This window comes from Mycobacterium sp. NPDC050041, assembly GCF_049541695.1.
Taxonomy (GTDB): domain Bacteria; phylum Actinomycetota; class Actinomycetes; order Mycobacteriales; family Mycobacteriaceae; genus Mycobacterium.
On the sequence record NZ_JBMVDG010000005.1, the window covers coordinates 171,242 to 189,479 of the forward strand.

An 18,238-nucleotide genomic window follows, 5' to 3' on the forward strand; every position below is an offset into this window, starting at 1 on the left:
CGGCGTGCTCACGCGTCGGCCCGGAACACCGGCCAGCACAGGTCGGTCGACCATTGCCCGGGGTCCTCGGTGTCCCAGGAGAAACGTTCGTAGTACTCCCGCAGCGGAGCTTCGACGCTGATCTCGTGACGGGTCGCGTACTCGCCCAGTGCGCTGTAGGCGAGGTCGACGTCGTCGTGCGGACCATGGTGACGCACGACCGCGAGCTCGGCTGCGGGGATGGTCGCCGGTCGCACCCGGCCGACGGGCCGCACGGCGCCGCCGACCGGGATGAACACCGTCGCCGTGCCCCGGCCGCGCGCGAAGATGTCGAAGCCGAACAGAGTGCCCGGCACGCCGGTCGGGGTCAGCGTGCGGTCGGCGGCCACCGTCGCGCGCACCTCCGCGACGGCGCCCTGCCACCAGGGCAGCAGTTCCTCGAGATCGGTGGTCACCTCGATCGCGGCGGCCGGGGTCGCGGCCACACTGCGGTGCTCGATCCGGGTCGCCTCGGCGGGCCGGTCCAGGATCGCGCGTAACGACTCCACCGCGCTGCGGGTCTCGGCCAGCTGGTCCTCGAGCCGTCGCAGGTGGGCGCCGATCATCGCGTTGCGTTCGGGCGGTTCGGAATTGAGCACCGTGCGCACGTCGGCGATGGGCATACCGAGATCCCGCAGCCTGCGCACCACCGCAGCGGTCGGCACCTGCTCGGGCGCATAGATTCGGTACCCGGTGTAGGGGTCCACCGCAGCGGGTTCGAGCAGGCCCACCTCGTGGTAGTGCCGCAGCGTCTTGACCGACAACTGCGTCATCCGGGAGAAGTCGCCGATCGACAGGGTGGTGGCCACCCGTAATTTCTACGGCCTCCCCCTGGGGGAGAGTCAACACCGCCCGATGGTGGGCGCAAGGGGCTTGACCCTCCCCTTGGGGGAGACATCACGGTGGGGTTATGACACAGAACAGCATGAACCACCCGGACATCTCGCGACACGACCTGCCCGCGGCGGTCTCCACCTACCTCACTGCGCATCGGGCCGGAGACGTGGGCACGGCCATCGACACCTTCACCACCGAGGCCGTCGTCACCGACGAGGGGCACACCTACCGCACCCGTGCGGAGATCGAGAACTGGCTGACCAGCGCGGGCAGCGAGTACACCTACACCACCGAGTACCGCGGAGCCACCACGACCGCCGCGGGTGTCGACGTCGTACAGCACCTGGAGGGGGATTTCCCCGGCGGATCGGCCGATCTGCACTACCGGTTCGCGCTGGACGGCGGAGCCATCAGCCGACTGACGATCGAGGCCTGAGCCATGACCACGAAACGATGGTTCATCACCGGTGGCACCCCGGGCGGATTCGGCATGGCGTTCGCCGACGCGGCGCTGGAGCTGGGGGACCGGGTGGTGCTGACCGCGCGGCGACCGGCGGAACTCGACGAGTGGGCGAAGGCGCACGGCGATCGGGTCCTCGTCGTGCCGCTGGACGTCACGAACGCAGAGCAGGTCCGCGACGCGGTGCGTGCGGCCGAAGAACGATTCGGCGGCATCGATGTGCTCGTCAACAATGCCGGCCGGGGCTGGTTCGGGTCCATCGAAGGCATGGACGACGATGATGTGCGAAAGATGTTCGAGCTCAACTTCTTCGCCGTGCTGTCGGTCATCCGTGCGGCGCTTCCCGGCATGCGCGCCAGGGGCAGTGGATGGATCGTCAACATGTCGTCGGTGGCGGGATTGCAGGGAGTGACCGGATTCGGCTACTACAGCGCTTCCAAATTCGCCGTCGAAGCCGTCACCGAGGTGCTCCGCGACGAGGTGGCGTCGTTCGGCATCCGGGTGATGGCGGTGGAACCGGGAGCGTTCCGCACCCGTGCCTACGCCGGCTTCGCCGGCGAGACCAACCGGGAGGCCGTCGCCGCCTACCGAGCGATCGTCGATCGCGTGCGCGACGCGATGATCGGACGGGACGGCACACAGCCCGGCGACCCCCGGCGCGGGGTTCGTGCCGTGATCGACGCCATGGCTCAGGACCCGCCTCCCCGGCGGCTGGTCCTCGGCGGCGAGGGCTTCGATGCCGCGGTCAGCACGCTGGAGGCGTCGCTGGCCGAGATCCGTGCGCTCGAAACGCTCTCTCGCGGAGCTGATTTCCCGGCCGGATCGTGAGCCGGATCTCGGACGTACCGCGCCGCGACGACACGACGGTTGACAGAGTGCCATGCGAAACGCAATATATTGCATATCAATTGACGGCGGCCGAGCGTCGTCACGTGAGGAGAGATTGATGATCCGGACGTTCTTCACCACGATGACCGCAGCGGTGGCGCTGGCGACCCTCGCTGCGGGTTGCGGCAGCCCATCAGACGAGCGACGCGCGGCCGAGACCACGGCGGCCGAGCAGTCCCCGGCGGGGGACAAGCCCACAGTGGTGCTGGTGCACGGCGCCTTCGCCGACTCGTCGAGCTGGAACGGTGTGATCGACATCCTCGAGGGCGCCGGCTATCCGGTCATCGCCGCCGCCAACCCGTTACGTGGCCTGCGCTCCGACGCGCAGTACGTCCGCAGCGTGCTGGACAGCGTCTCCGGACCCGTGGTGCTGGCCGGCCACTCCTACGGCGGCTCGGTGATGAGCGAGGCCGCCGACGGCAGCCCGAACGTCAAGGCGCTGGTGTTCGTCGCCAGTTTCCTGCTGGAACCCGGGGAGAGCACCGGCCAGCTGGCGGCGAAGTACCCGGGCGGTGAACTGGGCCCCGCCCTGCACACCGTTCCCGTCCCCGGGCTCGGCGGCGGCACCGGCGTCGACAGCTACATCAAGCAGGACGAATTCCAGCGGGTCTTCGCCGCCGACGTCCCGCAGGACGTCGCCGTCCGGATGGCGGCCACCCAACGCCCGATCACCACGGCCGCGCTGGAGGAGCCCGCCACGGCCGCGGCGTGGAGGACGATCCCGTCCTGGAACATGGTGACCACCAAGGACCTGGCGATCCCCGCCGACTCCATGCGGTTCATGGGAGAGCGCGCGAAAGCGCACAACGTGGACATCGAGGCGTCCCACGCCGTCACCGTCTCCCGACCCGACGCCGTTGCCGACCTGATCGAGCAGGCCGCGAACGAGACCACCCGCTGATCGCCAACACTGGCTCGCCGAGCACAGACGAGAGGAATTCGATGGACGTCGCAGGCGGCGATGGCAATGGCGATGACGACGATCACTTCGACTACGTGGTGATCGGCGGCGGGTCGGCCGGGTGCGTGATCGCCGCCCGGCTCTGCGAAGACCCGGCCGCCCGGGTGCTGCTCCTCGAATCCGGGTCGGCGGACACCAGGCCCGACATCGCCGCGCCGCCCGCATGGCCGACGCTGTGGGGCACCGACGTCGACTACGCGTACCGCACCGTCGCGCAGGCGGGCACTCTGGGGCGGGAACACAACTGGCCGCGCGGGCACACGCTCGGCGGCAGCGGCAGCATCAACGCGATGGTGTACCTGCGGGGACACCCGAGCGAGTTCGACAGCTGGGCGGCGGCCGGATGCGTGGGCTGGGACCACGCATCCGTGCTGCCCTACTTCCGGCGGATGGAGACCGCCGGCGGCCGGGATCCGCGCCACCGCGGGACCGACGGGCCGATGTCGCCGGCGCCCGCCACGGCCAAGGACGCCAACCCGCTGTCACAGGTGTTCCTCGACGGTGCGGCGGCCGCGGGGTTCCCACTCACCGACGACATGAACGGGGCCGATGCCGAAGGCGCGGGCTGGCACGATCTCTCGATCACCGGCGGTGCCCGGCAGAGCACCGCGGCGGCGTACCTGCACCCGGTGCGGAGCAGGCCGAATCTGACCGTCGCCACCGCGTCACGCGCACTCCGGCTGCGCTTCGACGGCCACCGTTGTACCGGCGTCGAGTTCGTGCGCCGCGGCCGTCGGCTCACCGCGCACGCCGACGTCGAGGTGGTGATCAGTTCCGGCGCGGTGGACACTCCGCGGCTGCTGCTGCTGTCCGGCGTCGGCCCTGCCGCCGAACTCGAGGCCGTCGGCGTCGGCGTCGTGCACGACCTGCCCGGGGTCGGCCGCAATCTGCACGACCACCCGTTGTGCCCGGTGGTGTACGAGGCGGCGCAACCGATCCCCGCCGGCCGGACCAATCACGCCGAGACGTCGATGCTGTGGCGCAGCGACCCGTCCCTCGTCGGACCGGACATGCAGCTGATGTTCATCCACGTGCCGTTCCACCCGCCGCACCTGGCCGCCCCGGTGAACAGCTACACCTTCGCCGTCGCCACGGTGCCCGATGCCCGCGGCTCCATCCGGCTCGCGAGTGCGGATCCGGCTGCTGCACCACTGATCGACCCCGACTACCTCGGCGCGGAGTCCGACGTGCGCCGGCTGATGCACGGGGTGGAGGTGGCGCGCGAGATCGCCGCGGGCGCACCGTTCGCGCCGTGGCGGGCCCGCGAGGTGCTGCCCGGGCCGGGAGTATCCGATGCGACGGCGTTGCGCGCCTACGTGTCTGACGCCACCAGCACGTACTACCACCCCGTCGGCAGCTGCGCGATGGGCATCGGGTCCGACGCGGTGGTGGACCCGGACCTGCGGGTGCACGGCCTGACCGGCCTGCGGGTGGCCGACGCCTCGGTGATGCCGAAGATCCCGTCGGTCAACACCAATGCCGCGACGATCATGATCGCCGAGAAGGCCGCCGACCTGATCCGGGGCCGATCGCCCGACCTCGTCCTGCGCGCGGGCTAACCGGCGAGCTCCCGCGCGACGGCCGCGTGGTAGGCGTCGATGTGTGCCGGGTTGACGATGCGAAAGAAGTTGTCCGACAGCGGAGCATCGCGGAACGCCTCGATCGTCATGGTCCGGGTGAACAGCGTGGTGTCCGGCGCCGGGCGGGTGAAGCGGTACTCGACGGCCATCCGGCCCTCGAGCCCGCCGTCGCCGTCCCCGCCGGCTCCCAGGCGGCCGACCGAGTGGAACACCCAGATCCTCGGGCGCACGGCGACGGCCAGTTGCCAGGTGAACACGCGGTCGTGCGTCGGGTGGGCCTCCTGCCAGGTGTCACCGACCCGCAGTGGCAGCTCGCCGGGGAGACCGCTGATCCGCGGCCCGCCCGGATAGGTCCTGGCCCAGTTGGCCGGATCGGTGACGAAGTCGTACACCGCCTCGGCAGGCTGGCTGAAGAGTGTCTCGGAACTGGTGGTCACGATGCCCAATGGAGATGCCTTCCCTCGCGCGGTCCGCCGACGACCAGCCTATACGAGGCGTTACAGTCGTCCTCGGATGTGTCACGTCGTCATCGCAGTGGCGACGCCGTGATCGGTTCGAGTGTCACCGTCTGCTCGGAGATGATCGACGAGACGTCGAAGTCGGCATGATCCTCGGCGAAGTCTCGACTGGCCCGGTAGCCCTCGGCACGTCGGGTCGGGTCTTCGCCCGGCGGATAGCCGACGAGCGCCACGACCCGGTGACCGTCCGCGGTGGTGTCGACCCAGACACCGTGAACGACGATGCCGTGTCTGCGCAGAGTGTGGATGTGGCGGGGCCAGAAGATCGTGGTGTAGCGGTGTAGGGCGGCTGCGTCGGCCAGGGTGTAGATGCGCAGTTCGGTCATCGGGCCCGCCCATGGCGGTGGTCGTGGCCCAGGGGGTCCGCCTGGTCGGCCGTGATGTCGTCGGCGGCGGTGGAGATGCTGAGTGCCTTCGATTTCTCGTCGGCCGCAAGGAGTTCCCGTCCGGCGGCCGTGGCGTATCGGTAGGCGTCCGGGCCCACCAGGAGCCGGGCGGGCGGTTGGGCCATGTTGACGATCTGCAACACCAGCGAGGCGACCTTGACCGGGTCACTGGCGCCGAGGTGCGTCGAACTGCTCACGGCGGCAGCGGCACCGACGGTCGACGCGTACTCGTCGCGGATGGTGTCCACATGCATGGATGCGCCCGCCCAGTCGGTCCGCATGCCGCCGGGTTCCAGCACCGTGACCTTGATGCCGAGCGGGGCCACCTCCTGAGCGAGCACACCGGAGAACCCGGTGACCGCCCACTTGGCCGACTGGTAGGCGGCCAGGCCGGGGCGGACGAGTCGGCCGCCCACCGAGGAGATCTGCACGATGTGGCCGCTGCGCTGAGTGCGCATGATCGGCAACGCAGCTCGAGTCAGGCGCACCACCCCGAAGAAGTTCGTGTCGATCTGGGTTCGGAAGTCCTCGAAGTCGACGTCCTCGATCGCGCCCATGTTGGCGTAGCCGGCATTGTTGACCAGGACGTCGAGCCGGCCGAATCGCTCGACGGCCGTCGTCGTCGCCGTGTGGACGTCATCGTCGTCGGTGACGTCGAGTCGGACGACGGCCATGGTGTCGGGGTACTCGTTCACGAGGTCGTCCAGGGCCGAGGCGGTGCGAACACCGGCGACGACGCGGTGTCCCGCAGCCAATGCGGCGCGGGTGAGGGCACGCCCCAGTCCGCGGGAGGCACCCGTGATGAGGAAGACGAGCGGTGGTGTGGTCATGTCGGTTTCCTTTGTTGTCGCTTATGTCGAATCACGAGATGGCACGGACGGTGCCGCCGTCGACACGGATGTCGGCACCGCTGATGTAGGCGGCGCGCTCACTGGCCAGAAAGGTGACGGCCGCGGCGACCTCCTCGGGCCGGCCGAATCGTCCGATGTCGTTCGGAAACCAGGACTTCGAGGCCGCACGTTCCACGTCGTCCCAGCCGGGACCCCAGCCGGCTTCCTCGGCTGCCTCGAGTGTCAGCTCCCGCGCCGGCTCGGTGAGGATCGCCCCCGGCGCCACGATGTTGGCGGTGACCCCGGTTCCCGCGAGTTCTCGGGCGAGCGAGACCGTGAGGTTGTGTCGTGCGGCCAGGGTGGCGCTGTAGTGGGGGTGCGTAGCCGCCGGTTGTATCGCCAACCCGCCACCGATCTGGATGACGCGGCCCCACCCGCGCGTGCGCATACCCGGCACGAGGTGGCCGATCATTCGCACCCCGGAGACGACATTGACCTGATAGATCTGCGACCACTGGTCGTCGGTGAGATCCCGCCAGGCGAGTCCGTCGTAGCGGCCCGCGTTGTTGACGAGGATGTCGACATCGCCCGCTGCCTGCGCCACCGACGTCGAGTCGGCGGCTGACGTCAGGTCACCCAGGACGGCGGTGGCATCACCTCCGTCCGCACGGATGCGTTCGGCGACCGCGTGTGTGCGGTCGGGGTCACGGCCGTGCACGATCACCGAAGCGCCCTCTGCTGCCAGCATTTCGGCAACGGCCCGGCCCAGGCCCGCACTCGAGCCGGTGATCAGGGCCCGCTTACCCGTCAATCCCATCTCCACGACGATTCTCCTTCGATCTACAGCCGTAGACTTCTTCGTATGTATACATACGTAGACTTGGCCGGTTCAATTCCCTAACGTTGAGGGATGCCGACTGGCCCAACCCGATCCCGTGACGCCGCCGCGACCCGGGAGGCGATCCTGCACTCGGCGATCCGGCATTTCGCGAGGGCGGGATACGACGGTGTCGGCGTGCGCGAGATCGCCCGTGACGCCGGGGTCACCGCGATGATGGTGAACAGGTACTTCGGCACCAAGGAGCAGTTGTTCGCAGAGGCGGTCGACGTCTCGTTCGCACCGCCGGTGTTCATTGCCGACAATGCCGACGACCTGGCCCGGAGCACCGCCACGGCGCTGGTCGCTCGTTCCGAGCAGGGTGCCGAAGGCCTCGAACCGTTCTTCATCCTGTTGCGGTCGGCCTCGAATCCCCGCTGCGCCGAAATAGTTCGCGACGCCATCGAGCGCCATGTGGGGAAACGGCTCGCCGGACAACTGCCCGAGCCGGGGCGCCGCATGCGCAGCGAGGTGGTGCTGTCCGTGATCAGCGGAGTGCTCCTGATGCGGCGTGTCATCGGCGTCCGCGCGCTGAACGGCCGACAGGCCGATCGACTCGAGGACCTTCTCGAGGCGGTGTTCGACGCCCTCATCGACACCGACCTGGGTTGAGATGCGACGTGGACCGACCCCTTACACTTGCGCCTAGGTTTGTCACGCCACGGCCCGAGGGAGCTGACCATGGACTTCTCGCGGGTGGACCTGTCCGACGACGACGCCGCGTTCCAGGCCGAGCTGCGGGCCTTTCTGGCCGCCGTGGTGACCGAGGACGTCATCGCCCGCGACCGGCAGACCGGCGAGAACTTCGACGAGGCTGTGCATCTCGCGCTCGGCGAGGCGGGTTACCTCACCCGCGACTTCAACGCGGCGAGCGACGGCGGTTTCACCGCGGTGCAGCGCCGGATCTGGGAACTCGAGATCGGCCGCGCCCACACCCCGTGGTTCCACTGGCCCACCACGGCGATGGTCGCCCACAGCGTCGTCCGGTTCGGGTCGGCGGAGTTACGCGACGAAGTGCTGCCGAAGGTGCTGTCCGGCCACCACCGGCTGTGCCTCGGCTACACCGAACCCGAGGGCGGTTCGGACGTGGCCACCTGCAAGACCCGCGCGGTCCGCGACGGCGACGGCTGGATCATCAACGGCGCGAAGATGTTCACGTCCAACGCGCAGAACGCGCAGCACGTCTTCCTGATCACCAACACCGATCCCGGCGCGGCCAAGCACAAGAGCCTGACGATGTTCCTGGTGCCGCTGGACTCGGCGGGCGTGGAGATCCAGGCACTGCGGACCGTCGACGGCGACCGCACCAACATCACCTTCTACAGCGACGTGCGGGTGTCCGACCGATACCGGGTCGGCGACGTCAACGGCGGCTGGACGGTGCTGCGCGACGCCCTGCACGCCGAACACGGCACCGTTGAACGCGACGCCGAGGGGCTGTCGAAGCTGGCGACGATGTCCGAACACCTCCTGGTCACGGCCGAGGCGGTCGACGCCGTCGCCGCGGCGGTCTCCCAACCCGGCGCCGATGGGCGCCGTCTCACCGACGACGGCTCGGTGTGTCACCGGCTGGGACGGGCGATCGCCCGGCTCGAGGCGGCGTCGAGCACGCCGCAGATGTACGGGCGGGTGGCCATCGCCCAGACCATGCGCGACATCTCGTCCGACCTGATGGACGTGCTGGGCACGGCGGGCGCGCTACCGGCGGACACCGCGGGGAACGGGGGAGCGGAGTACATCTTCCGGCTGGCCGGCCCCACCGGCATCTACGGCGGCACCCTCGAGGTGTTCCGCAACATGATCGCCCAGCAGGCGCTCGGACTCGGCCGGCCGAACTACTCGCCGGCCCGCACGTCATAGCGCGGCGATCACCGAGTCGGCCAGCAGGTCCAGCGTCGCGTCGGACGCCCGGTCGTGAGTGAACAGCACGACCTGGGTGAATCCCAGCTCCCGCAACGCGTGCAGCCGGTCGACGATGGCGGGCGCGGTACCCATCAGGCCGCCGTCATGTAGACCGAAACCTGGCCCGCCGAACCGTTTCTCGGCCAACGCCCGTACCTCGGGCAGGGCGGCGTCGTCGGAGGCCAGCGCCATCACCGCCTCGACCGACATGACGATCGACGCCGGGTCGCGGCCGACGTCGGCGCAGGCGGACCGCAACGCCTCGACCTTGCGCTCGAGGTCCCCGAGCGCGTACGTCGGTACATTCCAGACGTCGGCGTAGCGGGCGACCAGCGGCAGGGTGTAGCGCTCGCCCACCCCGCCGACCACGATCGGCGGCCGCGGGCGCTGCACGGGCCCGGGCTTCACCGGCATGTCCCGGACGGTGTAGTGCTCGCCGCTGAAGTCGATGCGCTGGTCGGCGAAGGCCTGGTGCAGGATCTCGAGCGTCTCGCCCAGGCGCTGCGAGCGCTCCGCGAACGTGCCCCACGGCAACCCGGTGCGCTCGTGTTCGTCGGCGATCGAGCCGCTTCCGATGCCCAGCTGCAGTCGGCCCGCCGAGATCTGGTCGAGCGTGGTGGCCATCTTGGCCAGTACCGCCGGGTGACGAAACTGGTTGCACAGCACCATGTGTCCGACCCGTAGCCGCTCGGTGCGGCTGAGCAGCGCCGTTGCCAGTGTCCACGCCTCCAGCGACGGGTAGTCCGGAGCGCCGGGCCCGTAGAGGTGGTCGTAGAGCCACAGCGTGCCGATTCCCGCCTCCTCGCAGCGCTGCGCGCGGTGCAACACGTCGGCGTAGGAGAAGCCGATCTGCGGCACGTAGACCCCGATGTCGAGGTCGGTCATGACCGGCCGGCCGGAGTGAAACTCTCGTTATTCATCAGCGAGAATCGTATTCTCTTGAGGACGCCCGCCACAACGCAGCCGACTCGACGTGTCCGGAAAGGCCGACGATGCACTTCGCGATCACCCATCCGATGCACACCCACCCGTACAACCCGGAGCTGGTGACCGGGGCCGGGGTGGCGAAGGTCGCGGTGGCCGCCGAGGCGGCCGGCTTCAGCGGGTTCGGCTTCACCGACCACCCCGCGCCGACGCAGCGCTGGCTGGAGGCCGGCGGCCACGACGCGCTGGACCCGTTCGTGGCGATGGGCTTCGCCGCAGCGCACACCACCACGCTGCGGCTGGTACCCAACATCGTCGTGCTGCCCTACCGGAACCCGTTCGTGGTGGCCAAGGCCGGCGCGACGCTCGACCTGCTGTCCGGCGGACGCTTCACGCTCGCGGTCGGCGTCGGCTACCTCAAGCGCGAGTTCGCCGCGCTCGGCGTGGACTACGAGAATCGCACCATCCTGTTCGAGGAGGCGCTGGCGACCATCCGCGCCGCATGGACGTCGGACGACCTGAGCATCGAGGGCAGCGGCTTCACCGCCAAGGGCATCACCGCCCACCCGCGGCCGGTGACGCGGCCACACCCGCCCATCTGGATCGGCGGGAACACCGCGGCGGCGCGTGACCGGGTGGTGCGCTACGGCGACGGCTGGTGCCCGTTCGCGGCGCCCGCCCAGCTGGCCCAGACCGCGCGCACCGCGGCGCTCGACTCCGTCGGCGCGCTCGAATCCGCCGTCGAGGACCTGCGCCGACGGGCCGAAGCTGCCGACCGCGACCCTGCCACGCTCGACGTGGCGTTCAACAACCGCGAAGGCGGCGACCCGGGGTCAGCCGACTTCGACGCCGACGCCTACCTCGCCGGTGTCGAGAAGCTCGCGGCGGCCGGCGTCACCTGGATCCAGGTGAGCATCCCTGGAGACAGCCTGACCCACGCCTGCGAGGCCGTCGAGCGCTTCGGTGCCGAGGTGATCGACCGGGTCTAACACCCGCAGCCGGCGCCGGCCGCGGGCAACTCGGCCAGCATGTCGGCGCGGGCGCCGTCGAAGCTCAGGTGGCCGGTGATCGGCAGGCACTCCGGCGGCGGATCGGGATAGCTCCACGCGACGTCGGCGACGAGGCCTCCGTCGGCCGTGACCGCCGACCAGTAGGTGGCCCAGCCCTTGTAGTTGCAGTAGCTCGTCGTCTCGCTGGGCCGCAGCAGGTCCATCCGCACCCGGTCCGGGTGCACGTAGAGCACCGGCGCCAGCGCGGTCTCGAACACGGCGACCGTGTCGACGGTGTCGACCAGGACCGTGCCCGCCACGCTGACGCGCAGACCGCGCCCGCCGGGGCGGCAGTCGACGCGGTGGTACGGATTGGGCGGGTAGTGCACGAGTTCGCGGCCCTCTTCGACCCACCGGTCCACCGCATCCCACGGGACGTGGACGTAGCCCGGCGCCTCGTCGACCGGATCGTGTGGCAGCGCCTTCGCCACCGCCTCGGGGAAGGCGTAACTCAGCGGCAGGCCGCCGCGATGCACCAGCAGGGCCGCCTCCGTGTCGATCACGGTCTTTCCCTGCGCCATCGCCTGGATGCGGCGAGGATGGGGTTCGACGAACACCGTGCCGGGGCTGACCGGCGGGTGGAACCAACCTGCGGGATCGGCGCTGAGCGGGCCGCGACCGGTGACGAGGCTCATGCGCCGAGGTTACAGATGGCAGGCGCACTGTCTCGTCGCCGCGTGGGGGCACGTGCGTGCGGTGTAGGCCGGCCCGTTTGCGGGCACACCGGAGTGGGGCGACGAATGGGGGACCCGTGAGACGGCTGAACGGCGTTGACGCGCTCATGTTGTACAGCGAGACGCCCGAAATCCACATGCACACAATGAAGATCGGCATCCTCGACGTGTCCGGTGTGCCCGGCGGCTTCAGCATGGAGATGTTCCGCCGCATCGCGGGGCCGCGGCTGCAGGCGCTCACGCCGCTGCGCCTTCAGCTCGTCGACATCCCGCTGCGGGTGCACCATCCGATGTGGTGCGAGAACGCTGAGATAGACCTCGACTATCACGTCCGGTCGGTCCGGGTGCGCGCGCCGGGCGGCCGCCGGGAACTCGACGAACTGATCGGCGAGATCGCCAGCACGCCACTGGACCGCAGCCGTCCGCTGTGGGAGATGTACCTCGCCGAGGGCCTGACCGACGACCGCATCGCGATCATCCACAAGGTGCATCACGTGCTCGCCGACGGCACCGCATCGGCCAACCAGATGGCCAGGGCGCTGGCGCCCGAGGCGCCGCCGGAGACGACGGTGGCAGCCAGCGCGCCGGAGTTGCGGACGACGGGCAGCCTGCTCGCCGCCGCAGGCCGCGACCATGCCCGGCTGGTGCGCCGGCTGCCGAGACTGATGCGCGAGACGGCGGCGGGGGTGGCAGAGGTGCGCAGGGACGTGAAGAAACGCGGCCGGCATCCCGACCTGGCGCGGAACTTCGCGCCGCCGCCGACATTCATCAATCACGTCGTCTCGCCGGTACGCCGCTTCGCCACCACGCCGCTGGCGCTGGCCGACGTGAAGGAGGCCGCGGCGGCGCTGGGCGTCACGCTCAACGACGTGGTGCTGGCGACGGTGTCGGGGGCGCTGCGGGAGTTGTTGCTGCGCTACGACGGCAAGGCGGACCAGCCCCTGATCGCGGGTGTGCCGGTGAGCATCGACCCGTCGCCGGATCGGCTGGTGGGCAACGAGTTCAGCTATCTGACGCCGTCGCTGCCGACCCATGTCGAGGACGTCGGCGAGCGGGTCCGGCTGACCGCGCTGTCCACGTCGATCGCCAAGGAGACCCACCGGCTGCTCGGCCCGACGCTCGTCGCGTCCTGGTTGAACTACCTGCCGCCGCAGGTCACTCCGCCGCTGTTCCGTTTCCAGGGCAGGCGGGTGGAGTCGAGCACCATCATGAACCTGACCGTCTCGAACGTCCGCGGACCGGCGCGTCCCGGACGGGTGGAGGGAGCGGCGGTCACCGAGATCTACTCGGTCGGTCCGCTGGTCGCGGGCAGCGGGATGAACGTCACCGTGTGGAGCTACGTCGACCAGCTCAACGTGTCGGTGCTCACCGACGACCGCACGCTGGCCGATCCGCACGAAGCCACCGACGCCATCCGCCGGGCCTTCTGCGAGATCCGCGCTGCGGCCGACATTTCCAGCCCGCTGACTCCGACCGTGGACACGCTGCCGCTCGCCGCGGCCGTGGGGTAGCGCCCAGGGCGGGCGTGCCTGCCGGTGGCCGTCACGACATCGCGAGCAGCTGACGAAACCGTAACGACGCTTTACAGAATGCCGTTCGAATGTCACGCTGAGGTCGCCGGTCGACCAGTGAACGGAGCTGCCCATGGCCACCCAGTCCGCGCGCACCGACGGGGACCTCCGCCGAGGACGCCCGGATGTGCGCGACAACGGCGCCTCGAGCAGGCTGCTGCGCTACCGGCTCGACGTGCTGGCGGTCGACGCGACCGACGCCGCCCGGTTCGCAGGCGGCTGGCTGTTCGATCGCGCGATGGCGGGCTGGCAGGTCAACGTCCTGGTCACCGACGCTCGCGACACCCGGCCGATGCAGATCCTCGGTGCGACGGTCCTCGACCTGGGCGACGCCCTGGAGTCGGTGGTCACCGACCCGGAGCACGCGGCCGGCCTGGCGGTCTCGGCGGCGGCGCTGGCCGACGGACGCGTCCATGACGCGGTGGCGGATCTGCTGGCCACCGGCAGAACCGAGGTGGCGGTGTGGGGTGGGCGCTGGCCGGACCGCTTCGGCGGCGCCGACGCCGTCAGCTACCGGTTGAGTGCCGCGGCGCGGGTGTTCAAGACGCACGCCATGGCGGCGGCGGGCATCGACACCCCGGTCGGGGCCGACGAGAGGATGAACCGGGGCGGCTACCGCCCGATCGACTCCGACCTGGTGCCGATCGATTGACTCAGCGGATCCAGCCGCGACGGCGCAGCCACCAGTCCCGCACCACCCAGGCGATGAGGACGGCGGCGAAGCCGATGACGAACCAGTCCTCGACGCGTCCGACGTGGTTGCCGCGCAGCATCGTCAGCAGGAACCCGGCCGCCAGCAGCAGCCCGATGTGGATGATGCGGTGGTTCTCCTTGCTCCAGCCCCACTCGGCGGAGGGCACATCTTCGACGTCGACGCCGGTGTGTCGTTCCACTTCGGTGCTGGCCACGGAGTGCTCCTCACGGTCGGGCTGGGCAACTGCCCATGATTCTGGCACATCGCCGCGGGCATACGACAGAGCGTCGTACTGCCGGGGCCGCGGGCGGGCGGCTCACCCGAGATCCGCGTACCGGCGCAACGCCTCGGCGCGTTCCCTGGCGTGATCGACGATCGGCTCGGGATAACCGGCCGGCCGGCGGTCGGCGGGGATGTGTACGTCCGCGTCGCCCGGCAGGTCGGCCAGCTCGGGCACCCAGCGCCGGATGTAGACGCCGTCGGGATCGAACTTCTTGCCCTGGGTGGTCGGGTTGAACACCCGGAAGTACGGCGCGGCGTCGGTGCCGCTGCCCGCGGTCCACTGCCAGCCGTGCTGGTTGTTGGCCATGTCGCCGTCGACGAGCTGGTCGAGGAACCACCGCGCACCCCACTGCCACGGCAGATGCAGGTCCTTGACCAGGAACGACGCCACGATCATCCGCACCCGGTTGTGCATCCAGCCGATCTCGGCGAGCTGGCGCATCCCCGCGTCGACGATCGGGAAGCCGGTGCGGCCGCTCTTCCACGCCTCGAAGGCCTTCTCGGCCTCGGAGCCCTCGTCGGTCTTGATGGCGTCGAATCCGCGGTTCCAGTTCCACCACACGCTGTGCGGCCACTCGTGCAGCACCGAGGCGTAGAAGTCGCGGAACGCGAGCTCGCGCAGGTAGGCCTGGGCGCCCTTGCCGCTGCCGAGATCGCCGACCATCGAACGCGGATGGATGGTGCCGAACTTCAGGTGCGCCGACATCCGGCTGGTGTTGTCGAGGTCGGGCCGGTTGCGGTCGTCGGCGTAGCCGCGCAGCGCGGTGTCCACGAACTGCTGCCATTGCGCGCGGGCGGCGCGCTCGCCGGCGGGCAGGTCGAGGGCGACCCCGTCGTCGGGGATGTCGACCCCGCCGGGTGCGTCGGCCGGATCGATCCACCGCGCCGATTCCGGTCCGGTCCGCGCCGGCGCCCGCCAGCCGTGCTTGCGCCATGCGGCGAAGAACGGGGTGAACACCTTGTACGGTTCGCCGTCGCCCTTGGTGACCCGGCCGGGCGCCACGAGGTACGGCGAGCCGGACGCCTCCAGCGGCACACCGTCGCCGATGCCGTTCAGCGCCTCCCGGACGGCGTCGTCGCGGCGCCTGCCGAACGGCGTGTAGTCCGCCGAGACATGCACCGACGTCGCGCCGATCGCCGTGACCAGCGCGGGAATCCGCTCCTCCGGGCGGCCCTCGGTGACCAGCAGCCGACCGCCGAGGTTGTCGCGCAGATCGCGCAGCGCGTCGTGCAGGTACTGCAGCCGCCGCGGTCCGGAGGAACGGGCCAGCCGCGGGTCGAGCACGTAGCACGCGAGCACCTCGCCGTCGGACTGCGCGGCGTCGATCAGCGGGGGCAGGTCGTGCAGCCGAAGGTCGCGGCGGAACCACAGCAGTGTCGGCATGTCTGTGATGTTGCCCCCAACCGGCGCGCAGGAAACACCGTGGGACTGACGGAAGGATGACGTATGCAGTTCTGGAGCGGAGCGACGTTCCTGGAGACGACGGAGGCCATCGCCGTCGCGCGGATCCTCGACGAGACCGGGTTCGACGGGATGGTGTGTTCCGACCACCTGGTCTACCCGCGCGAGCTGTCGTCGCCGTACCCGGACTCGCCGACCGGCAAGCCGATGTGGGCGCCCGAGACCGCGTGGCCGGACTCCTGGGTGCTCATCGGCGCGATGGCGGCCGTCACGACGAATCTGCGGTTCGGCAACGCCGTCTACATTGCGCCGGCCCGCCCGCTGATCGAGGTCGCCAAGGTGGTCGCCACCGCGGCGGTGGTCTCCCGGGGCCGGGTGTCGCTCGGCGTCGGCGCCGGCTGGATGCGCGAGGAGTACGCGCTGATGGGCCAGGACTTCGCGACCCGCGGCAGGCGTCTCGACGAGATGATCCCCGCGCTGCGGGCGCTGTGGCGCGGCGGCTGGGTGTCCTGGCGGGGCGAGCACTACGACGTGCCCGAATTGATGCTCGAGCCCCACCCACCCGCGCCGGTGCCGATCCTCTGCGGCGGTGAGTCCGATGCGGCGCTGCGCCGGGCGGCGCGTTTGTGCGACGGCTGGGTCGGCTACGCCTACGCCTGGGACGACGCGGTCCACTATGTCGACCGGCTGACCGCGCTGCGGCGCGAGTACGGCCGCGCCGACGAGCCGTTCGAGGTGCTGCTGGCGTTGCGCGAGCAACCCACCGCCGATCTGTACAACCGTGCCCGCGACGCCGGCATCACCGCGGTGATGTGCGCGCCGTGGCTCGGCCCCGGCGGCGCCGGTGCGGGCGACCACCCAGACGACCGGTTCCGCGGACCGATCGAGCGGTTCGCCGAGGACGTCATCGCCAGGGTGCGCTGACGCGGACGCCGCCGGCTGCCACAATCCGGGCATGACGCCTGACGGCTATCCGCGGGACATGGTCGGGTACGGCGCGAACCCACCCGATCCGCAATGGCCCGGCGGGGCGAACATCGCCGTGCAGTTCGTCCTCAACTACGAGGAGGGCGCCGAGAACAACGTGCTGCACGGCGACGCGGCGTCGGAGACGTTCCTGTCCGAGATCGTCGGCGCCCAGCCCTTCCCGAACCGGCACATGAGCATGGAGTCGCTCTACGAGTACGGATCGCGGGCCGGGCTGTGGCGGGTGCTGCGGGTGTTCGACCGGCGCGGGTTGCCGCTCACCGTGTTCGGGGTCGCCGACGCGCTGGCCCGCAATCCCGAGGCCGTCGCCGCGTTCCTCGCCCGCGGCGACGAGATCGCCTGCCACGGCCTGCGCTGGATCAGCTATCAGCTCGTCGACCCCGAGGTCGAGCGCGACCACATGGCCCGCGCGGTCCGCCTGCTGACCGAGCTCACCGGCGCCCCGCCGGCCGGCTGGTACACCGGCCGCGACTCGCCGCAGACCCGGCGGCTGGTGGTCGAGCACGGCGGGTTCCTCTACGACTCCGACTCCTACGCCGACGACCTGCCGTACTGGACCACCGTGGCCGGGCGGTCGCACCTCGTGGTGCCCTACACCCTCGACACCAACGACATGCGCTTCGCCACGCCCGGCGGATTCCCCAGCGGCACAGAGTTCTTCACGCATCTGCGGGACGCGTTCGACGTGCTCTACGCCGAGGGGGCGGCCGGTGCACCGAAGATGCTGTCGATCGGGCTGCACTGCCGCCTGGTCGGCAGGCCCGCCCGCACCGCGGCGCTCGAGCGGTTCCTCGATCACGTGCAGGCCCACGACCGGGTGTGGATCACCCGGCGGGTGGACATCGCGCGGCACTGGACGGCCCGCTTCCCGTCGTGACATTGCGGTGACACCATTCTGATGTCATCATGACGTCATGGATCTGCAGCCCTACGTCGACGCGGTGCGCCACGAGCTCGACCTGGCCGCCCGCGCCGGCGGGCCGGACGCCGCCGAACTCGCGGACAGGCTGACCGCCCCACTCGAATCGGCCCTGCGCCTGGCGCTGCTGGAGGCACTCTCCGAGGCGGCCGAACTGATCACCCGTGAGCTCGCCCCCGGCTCCGTCGACGTCCGGTTGCGCGGCCGCGACCCCGACTTCACGGTCGCGCCCGCGGAGCCGCCCGAGCCGCCACCGGCGCCCACCGGCCCCGATCCGGACGACGAGGGCGGCACCTGGCGCGTCACCCTGCGACTGCCCGAGAACATGCGGCCCGGGGTGGACGCGGCGGCCCGTGAGACCGGAGTGTCGGTCAACGCCTGGCTGGTGCGCTCGGTGGCCGCCGCGCTCGCCCCGCAGCGGGGCAGACCCCGCACGTCGACCGACAAGTCGTTCAGCGGCTGGGTCCGCTGACACCACC

General features: G+C 70.5%; 21 protein-coding genes. 12 read left to right on the top strand and 9 right to left on the bottom strand.

Going from position 1 to position 18,238, the window contains the following annotated elements:
- Positions 1-8: 8 nt before the first annotated feature.
- The gene (locus ACPCHZ_RS17500) at positions 9-827 is read right to left on the bottom strand and encodes a MerR family transcriptional regulator (protein ID WP_423485881.1); all 819 of its coding nucleotides are present in this window, start codon (positions 825-827) and stop codon (positions 9-11) included.
- A gap of 101 nt (positions 828-928) precedes the next feature.
- On the opposite strand from ACPCHZ_RS17500, the gene ACPCHZ_RS17505 reads away from it, so the two are divergent.
- The 4 genes from ACPCHZ_RS17505 to ACPCHZ_RS17520 all read left to right on the top strand — a co-directional run bounded on the left by ACPCHZ_RS17505 (position 929) and on the right by ACPCHZ_RS17520 (position 4,723).
- Entirely contained in the window at positions 929-1,291 is a 363-nt protein-coding gene (locus tag ACPCHZ_RS17505; protein WP_423485882.1) for a nuclear transport factor 2 family protein, read from the top strand.
- Between the two features lie 3 nt (positions 1,292-1,294).
- A complete protein-coding gene (locus tag ACPCHZ_RS17510; RefSeq protein WP_423485883.1) occupies positions 1,295-2,143 on the top strand; it encodes an SDR family NAD(P)-dependent oxidoreductase in 849 nt (282 codons plus the stop codon).
- Positions 2,144-2,261: 118 nt separating this feature from the next.
- The gene (locus tag ACPCHZ_RS17515) at positions 2,262-3,104 is read left to right on the top strand and encodes an alpha/beta fold hydrolase (protein ID WP_423485884.1); all 843 of its coding nucleotides are present in this window, start codon (positions 2,262-2,264) and stop codon (positions 3,102-3,104) included.
- A 41-nt stretch (positions 3,105-3,145) separates the two neighbouring features.
- The gene (locus ACPCHZ_RS17520; RefSeq protein WP_423485885.1) at positions 3,146-4,723 is read left to right on the top strand and encodes a GMC family oxidoreductase; all 1,578 of its coding nucleotides are present in this window, start codon (positions 3,146-3,148) and stop codon (positions 4,721-4,723) included.
- Here the strand turns inward: ACPCHZ_RS17520 and ACPCHZ_RS17525 are convergent.
- The 4 genes from ACPCHZ_RS17525 to ACPCHZ_RS17540 form a co-directional block, all read right to left on the bottom strand.
- Positions 4,720-5,190, bottom strand: a complete 471-nt coding sequence (locus ACPCHZ_RS17525) for an SRPBCC family protein (RefSeq protein ID WP_423485886.1) — start codon at positions 5,188-5,190, stop codon at positions 4,720-4,722. The genes ACPCHZ_RS17520 and ACPCHZ_RS17525 overlap by 4 nt on opposite strands.
- 80 nt (positions 5,191-5,270) lie before the next feature.
- Positions 5,271-5,588, bottom strand: coding sequence for an NIPSNAP domain-containing protein (locus ACPCHZ_RS17530; RefSeq protein ID WP_423485887.1), 318 nt, complete (start codon positions 5,586-5,588; stop codon positions 5,271-5,273).
- Positions 5,585-6,478, bottom strand: a complete 894-nt coding sequence (locus ACPCHZ_RS17535) for an SDR family NAD(P)-dependent oxidoreductase (protein ID WP_423485888.1) — start codon at positions 6,476-6,478, stop codon at positions 5,585-5,587. Before ACPCHZ_RS17535 ends, ACPCHZ_RS17530 begins: the two co-directional genes overlap by 4 nt.
- Before the next feature lie 31 nt (positions 6,479-6,509).
- Complete coding sequence (locus ACPCHZ_RS17540) at positions 6,510-7,295, bottom strand: SDR family NAD(P)-dependent oxidoreductase (protein ID WP_423486093.1); 786 nt, start codon at positions 7,293-7,295, stop codon at positions 6,510-6,512.
- 93 nt (positions 7,296-7,388) lie between these two features.
- On the opposite strand from ACPCHZ_RS17540, the gene ACPCHZ_RS17545 reads away from it, so the two are divergent.
- Complete coding sequence (locus ACPCHZ_RS17545; RefSeq protein ID WP_423485889.1) at positions 7,389-7,967, top strand: TetR/AcrR family transcriptional regulator; 579 nt, start codon at positions 7,389-7,391, stop codon at positions 7,965-7,967.
- 69 nt (positions 7,968-8,036) lie between these two features.
- Entirely contained in the window at positions 8,037-9,215 is a 1,179-nt protein-coding gene (locus tag ACPCHZ_RS17550; protein WP_423485890.1) for an acyl-CoA dehydrogenase family protein, read from the top strand.
- Here the strand turns inward: ACPCHZ_RS17550 and ACPCHZ_RS17555 are convergent.
- Positions 9,210-10,142, bottom strand: a complete 933-nt coding sequence (locus ACPCHZ_RS17555) for an LLM class flavin-dependent oxidoreductase (protein WP_423485891.1) — start codon at positions 10,140-10,142, stop codon at positions 9,210-9,212. The genes ACPCHZ_RS17550 and ACPCHZ_RS17555 overlap by 6 nt on opposite strands.
- A gap of 107 nt (positions 10,143-10,249) precedes the next feature.
- On the opposite strand from ACPCHZ_RS17555, the gene ACPCHZ_RS17560 reads away from it, so the two are divergent.
- Positions 10,250-11,170: an LLM class F420-dependent oxidoreductase gene (locus ACPCHZ_RS17560; RefSeq protein ID WP_423485892.1), complete on the top strand. Its 921-nt coding sequence runs from the start codon at positions 10,250-10,252 to the stop codon at positions 11,168-11,170.
- Here ACPCHZ_RS17560 and ACPCHZ_RS17565 read toward each other — a convergent pair.
- Positions 11,167-11,865 carry a DUF427 domain-containing protein gene (locus ACPCHZ_RS17565; RefSeq protein WP_423485893.1) on the bottom strand — a complete coding sequence of 233 codons (699 nt, stop codon included), beginning with the start codon at positions 11,863-11,865 and terminating at the stop codon, positions 11,167-11,169. The genes ACPCHZ_RS17560 and ACPCHZ_RS17565 overlap by 4 nt on opposite strands.
- Positions 11,866-11,981: 116 nt before the next feature.
- Here ACPCHZ_RS17565 and ACPCHZ_RS17570 point away from each other — a divergent pair, with 116 nt between their 5' ends.
- Positions 11,982-13,415, top strand: coding sequence for a WS/DGAT/MGAT family O-acyltransferase (locus ACPCHZ_RS17570; protein WP_423485894.1), 1,434 nt, complete (start codon positions 11,982-11,984; stop codon positions 13,413-13,415).
- Between the two features lie 133 nt (positions 13,416-13,548).
- Positions 13,549-14,127, top strand: a complete 579-nt coding sequence (locus ACPCHZ_RS17575; RefSeq protein WP_423485895.1) for a hypothetical protein — start codon at positions 13,549-13,551, stop codon at positions 14,125-14,127.
- A 1-nt stretch (position 14,128) separates the two neighbouring features.
- Here ACPCHZ_RS17575 and ACPCHZ_RS17580 read toward each other — a convergent pair whose 3' ends face one another.
- Together ACPCHZ_RS17580 and ACPCHZ_RS17585 are read right to left on the bottom strand one after the other, a co-directional pair.
- On the bottom strand, positions 14,129-14,383 hold the full coding sequence (locus ACPCHZ_RS17580; RefSeq protein WP_364978773.1) for a DUF2631 domain-containing protein: 255 nt from the start codon (positions 14,381-14,383) through the stop codon (positions 14,129-14,131).
- Between the two features lie 102 nt (positions 14,384-14,485).
- Entirely contained in the window at positions 14,486-15,835 is a 1,350-nt protein-coding gene (locus tag ACPCHZ_RS17585; RefSeq protein WP_423485896.1) for a cryptochrome/photolyase family protein, read from the bottom strand.
- A 63-nt stretch (positions 15,836-15,898) separates the two neighbouring features.
- Here ACPCHZ_RS17585 and ACPCHZ_RS17590 point away from each other — a divergent pair, with 63 nt between their 5' ends.
- The 3 genes from ACPCHZ_RS17590 to ACPCHZ_RS17600 are packed head-to-tail and all read left to right on the top strand — an operon-like array spanning position 15,899 to position 18,231.
- Entirely contained in the window at positions 15,899-16,777 is an 879-nt protein-coding gene (locus ACPCHZ_RS17590; protein WP_423485897.1) for a TIGR03619 family F420-dependent LLM class oxidoreductase, read from the top strand.
- A gap of 31 nt (positions 16,778-16,808) precedes the next feature.
- Entirely contained in the window at positions 16,809-17,717 is a 909-nt protein-coding gene (gene puuE / locus ACPCHZ_RS17595) for an allantoinase PuuE (RefSeq protein ID WP_423485898.1), read from the top strand.
- Positions 17,718-17,754: 37 nt separating this feature from the next.
- Positions 17,755-18,231 carry a histidine kinase gene (locus ACPCHZ_RS17600; protein WP_423485899.1) on the top strand — a complete coding sequence of 159 codons (477 nt, stop codon included), beginning with the start codon at positions 17,755-17,757 and terminating at the stop codon, positions 18,229-18,231.
- Positions 18,232-18,238: the final 7 nt, after the last annotated feature.

What these genes read in the sequence shown, in the direction of transcription:
- ACPCHZ_RS17535 (WP_423485888.1), bottom strand. Translation starts at nt 6,478, where the DNA reads ATGACCACACCACCGCTCGTCTTCCTCATCACGGGTGCCTCCCGCGGA.
- ACPCHZ_RS17540 (WP_423486093.1), bottom strand. Translation starts at nt 7,295, where the DNA reads ATGGGATTGACGGGTAAGCGGGCCCTGATCACCGGCTCGAGTGCGGGC.
- ACPCHZ_RS17505 (WP_423485882.1), top strand. Translation starts at nt 929, where the DNA reads ATGACACAGAACAGCATGAACCACCCGGACATCTCGCGACACGACCTG.
- ACPCHZ_RS17560 (WP_423485892.1), top strand. Translation starts at nt 10,250, where the DNA reads ATGCACTTCGCGATCACCCATCCGATGCACACCCACCCGTACAACCCG.
- ACPCHZ_RS17575 (WP_423485895.1), top strand. Translation starts at nt 13,549, where the DNA reads ATGGCCACCCAGTCCGCGCGCACCGACGGGGACCTCCGCCGAGGACGC.
- ACPCHZ_RS17590 (WP_423485897.1), top strand. Translation starts at nt 15,899, where the DNA reads ATGCAGTTCTGGAGCGGAGCGACGTTCCTGGAGACGACGGAGGCCATC.
- ACPCHZ_RS17510 (WP_423485883.1), top strand. Translation starts at nt 1,295, where the DNA reads ATGACCACGAAACGATGGTTCATCACCGGTGGCACCCCGGGCGGATTC.
- ACPCHZ_RS17545 (WP_423485889.1), top strand. Translation starts at nt 7,389, where the DNA reads ATGCCGACTGGCCCAACCCGATCCCGTGACGCCGCCGCGACCCGGGAG.
- ACPCHZ_RS17555 (WP_423485891.1), bottom strand. Translation starts at nt 10,142, where the DNA reads ATGACCGACCTCGACATCGGGGTCTACGTGCCGCAGATCGGCTTCTCC.
- ACPCHZ_RS17530 (WP_423485887.1), bottom strand. Translation starts at nt 5,588, where the DNA reads ATGACCGAACTGCGCATCTACACCCTGGCCGACGCAGCCGCCCTACAC.
- ACPCHZ_RS17565 (WP_423485893.1), bottom strand. Translation starts at nt 11,865, where the DNA reads ATGAGCCTCGTCACCGGTCGCGGCCCGCTCAGCGCCGATCCCGCAGGT.
- ACPCHZ_RS17550 (WP_423485890.1), top strand. Translation starts at nt 8,037, where the DNA reads ATGGACTTCTCGCGGGTGGACCTGTCCGACGACGACGCCGCGTTCCAG.
- puuE (WP_423485898.1), top strand. Translation starts at nt 16,809, where the DNA reads ATGACGCCTGACGGCTATCCGCGGGACATGGTCGGGTACGGCGCGAAC.
- ACPCHZ_RS17600 (WP_423485899.1), top strand. Translation starts at nt 17,755, where the DNA reads ATGGATCTGCAGCCCTACGTCGACGCGGTGCGCCACGAGCTCGACCTG.
- ACPCHZ_RS17515 (WP_423485884.1), top strand. Translation starts at nt 2,262, where the DNA reads ATGATCCGGACGTTCTTCACCACGATGACCGCAGCGGTGGCGCTGGCG.
- ACPCHZ_RS17520 (WP_423485885.1), top strand. Translation starts at nt 3,146, where the DNA reads ATGGACGTCGCAGGCGGCGATGGCAATGGCGATGACGACGATCACTTC.
- ACPCHZ_RS17585 (WP_423485896.1), bottom strand. Translation starts at nt 15,835, where the DNA reads ATGCCGACACTGCTGTGGTTCCGCCGCGACCTTCGGCTGCACGACCTG.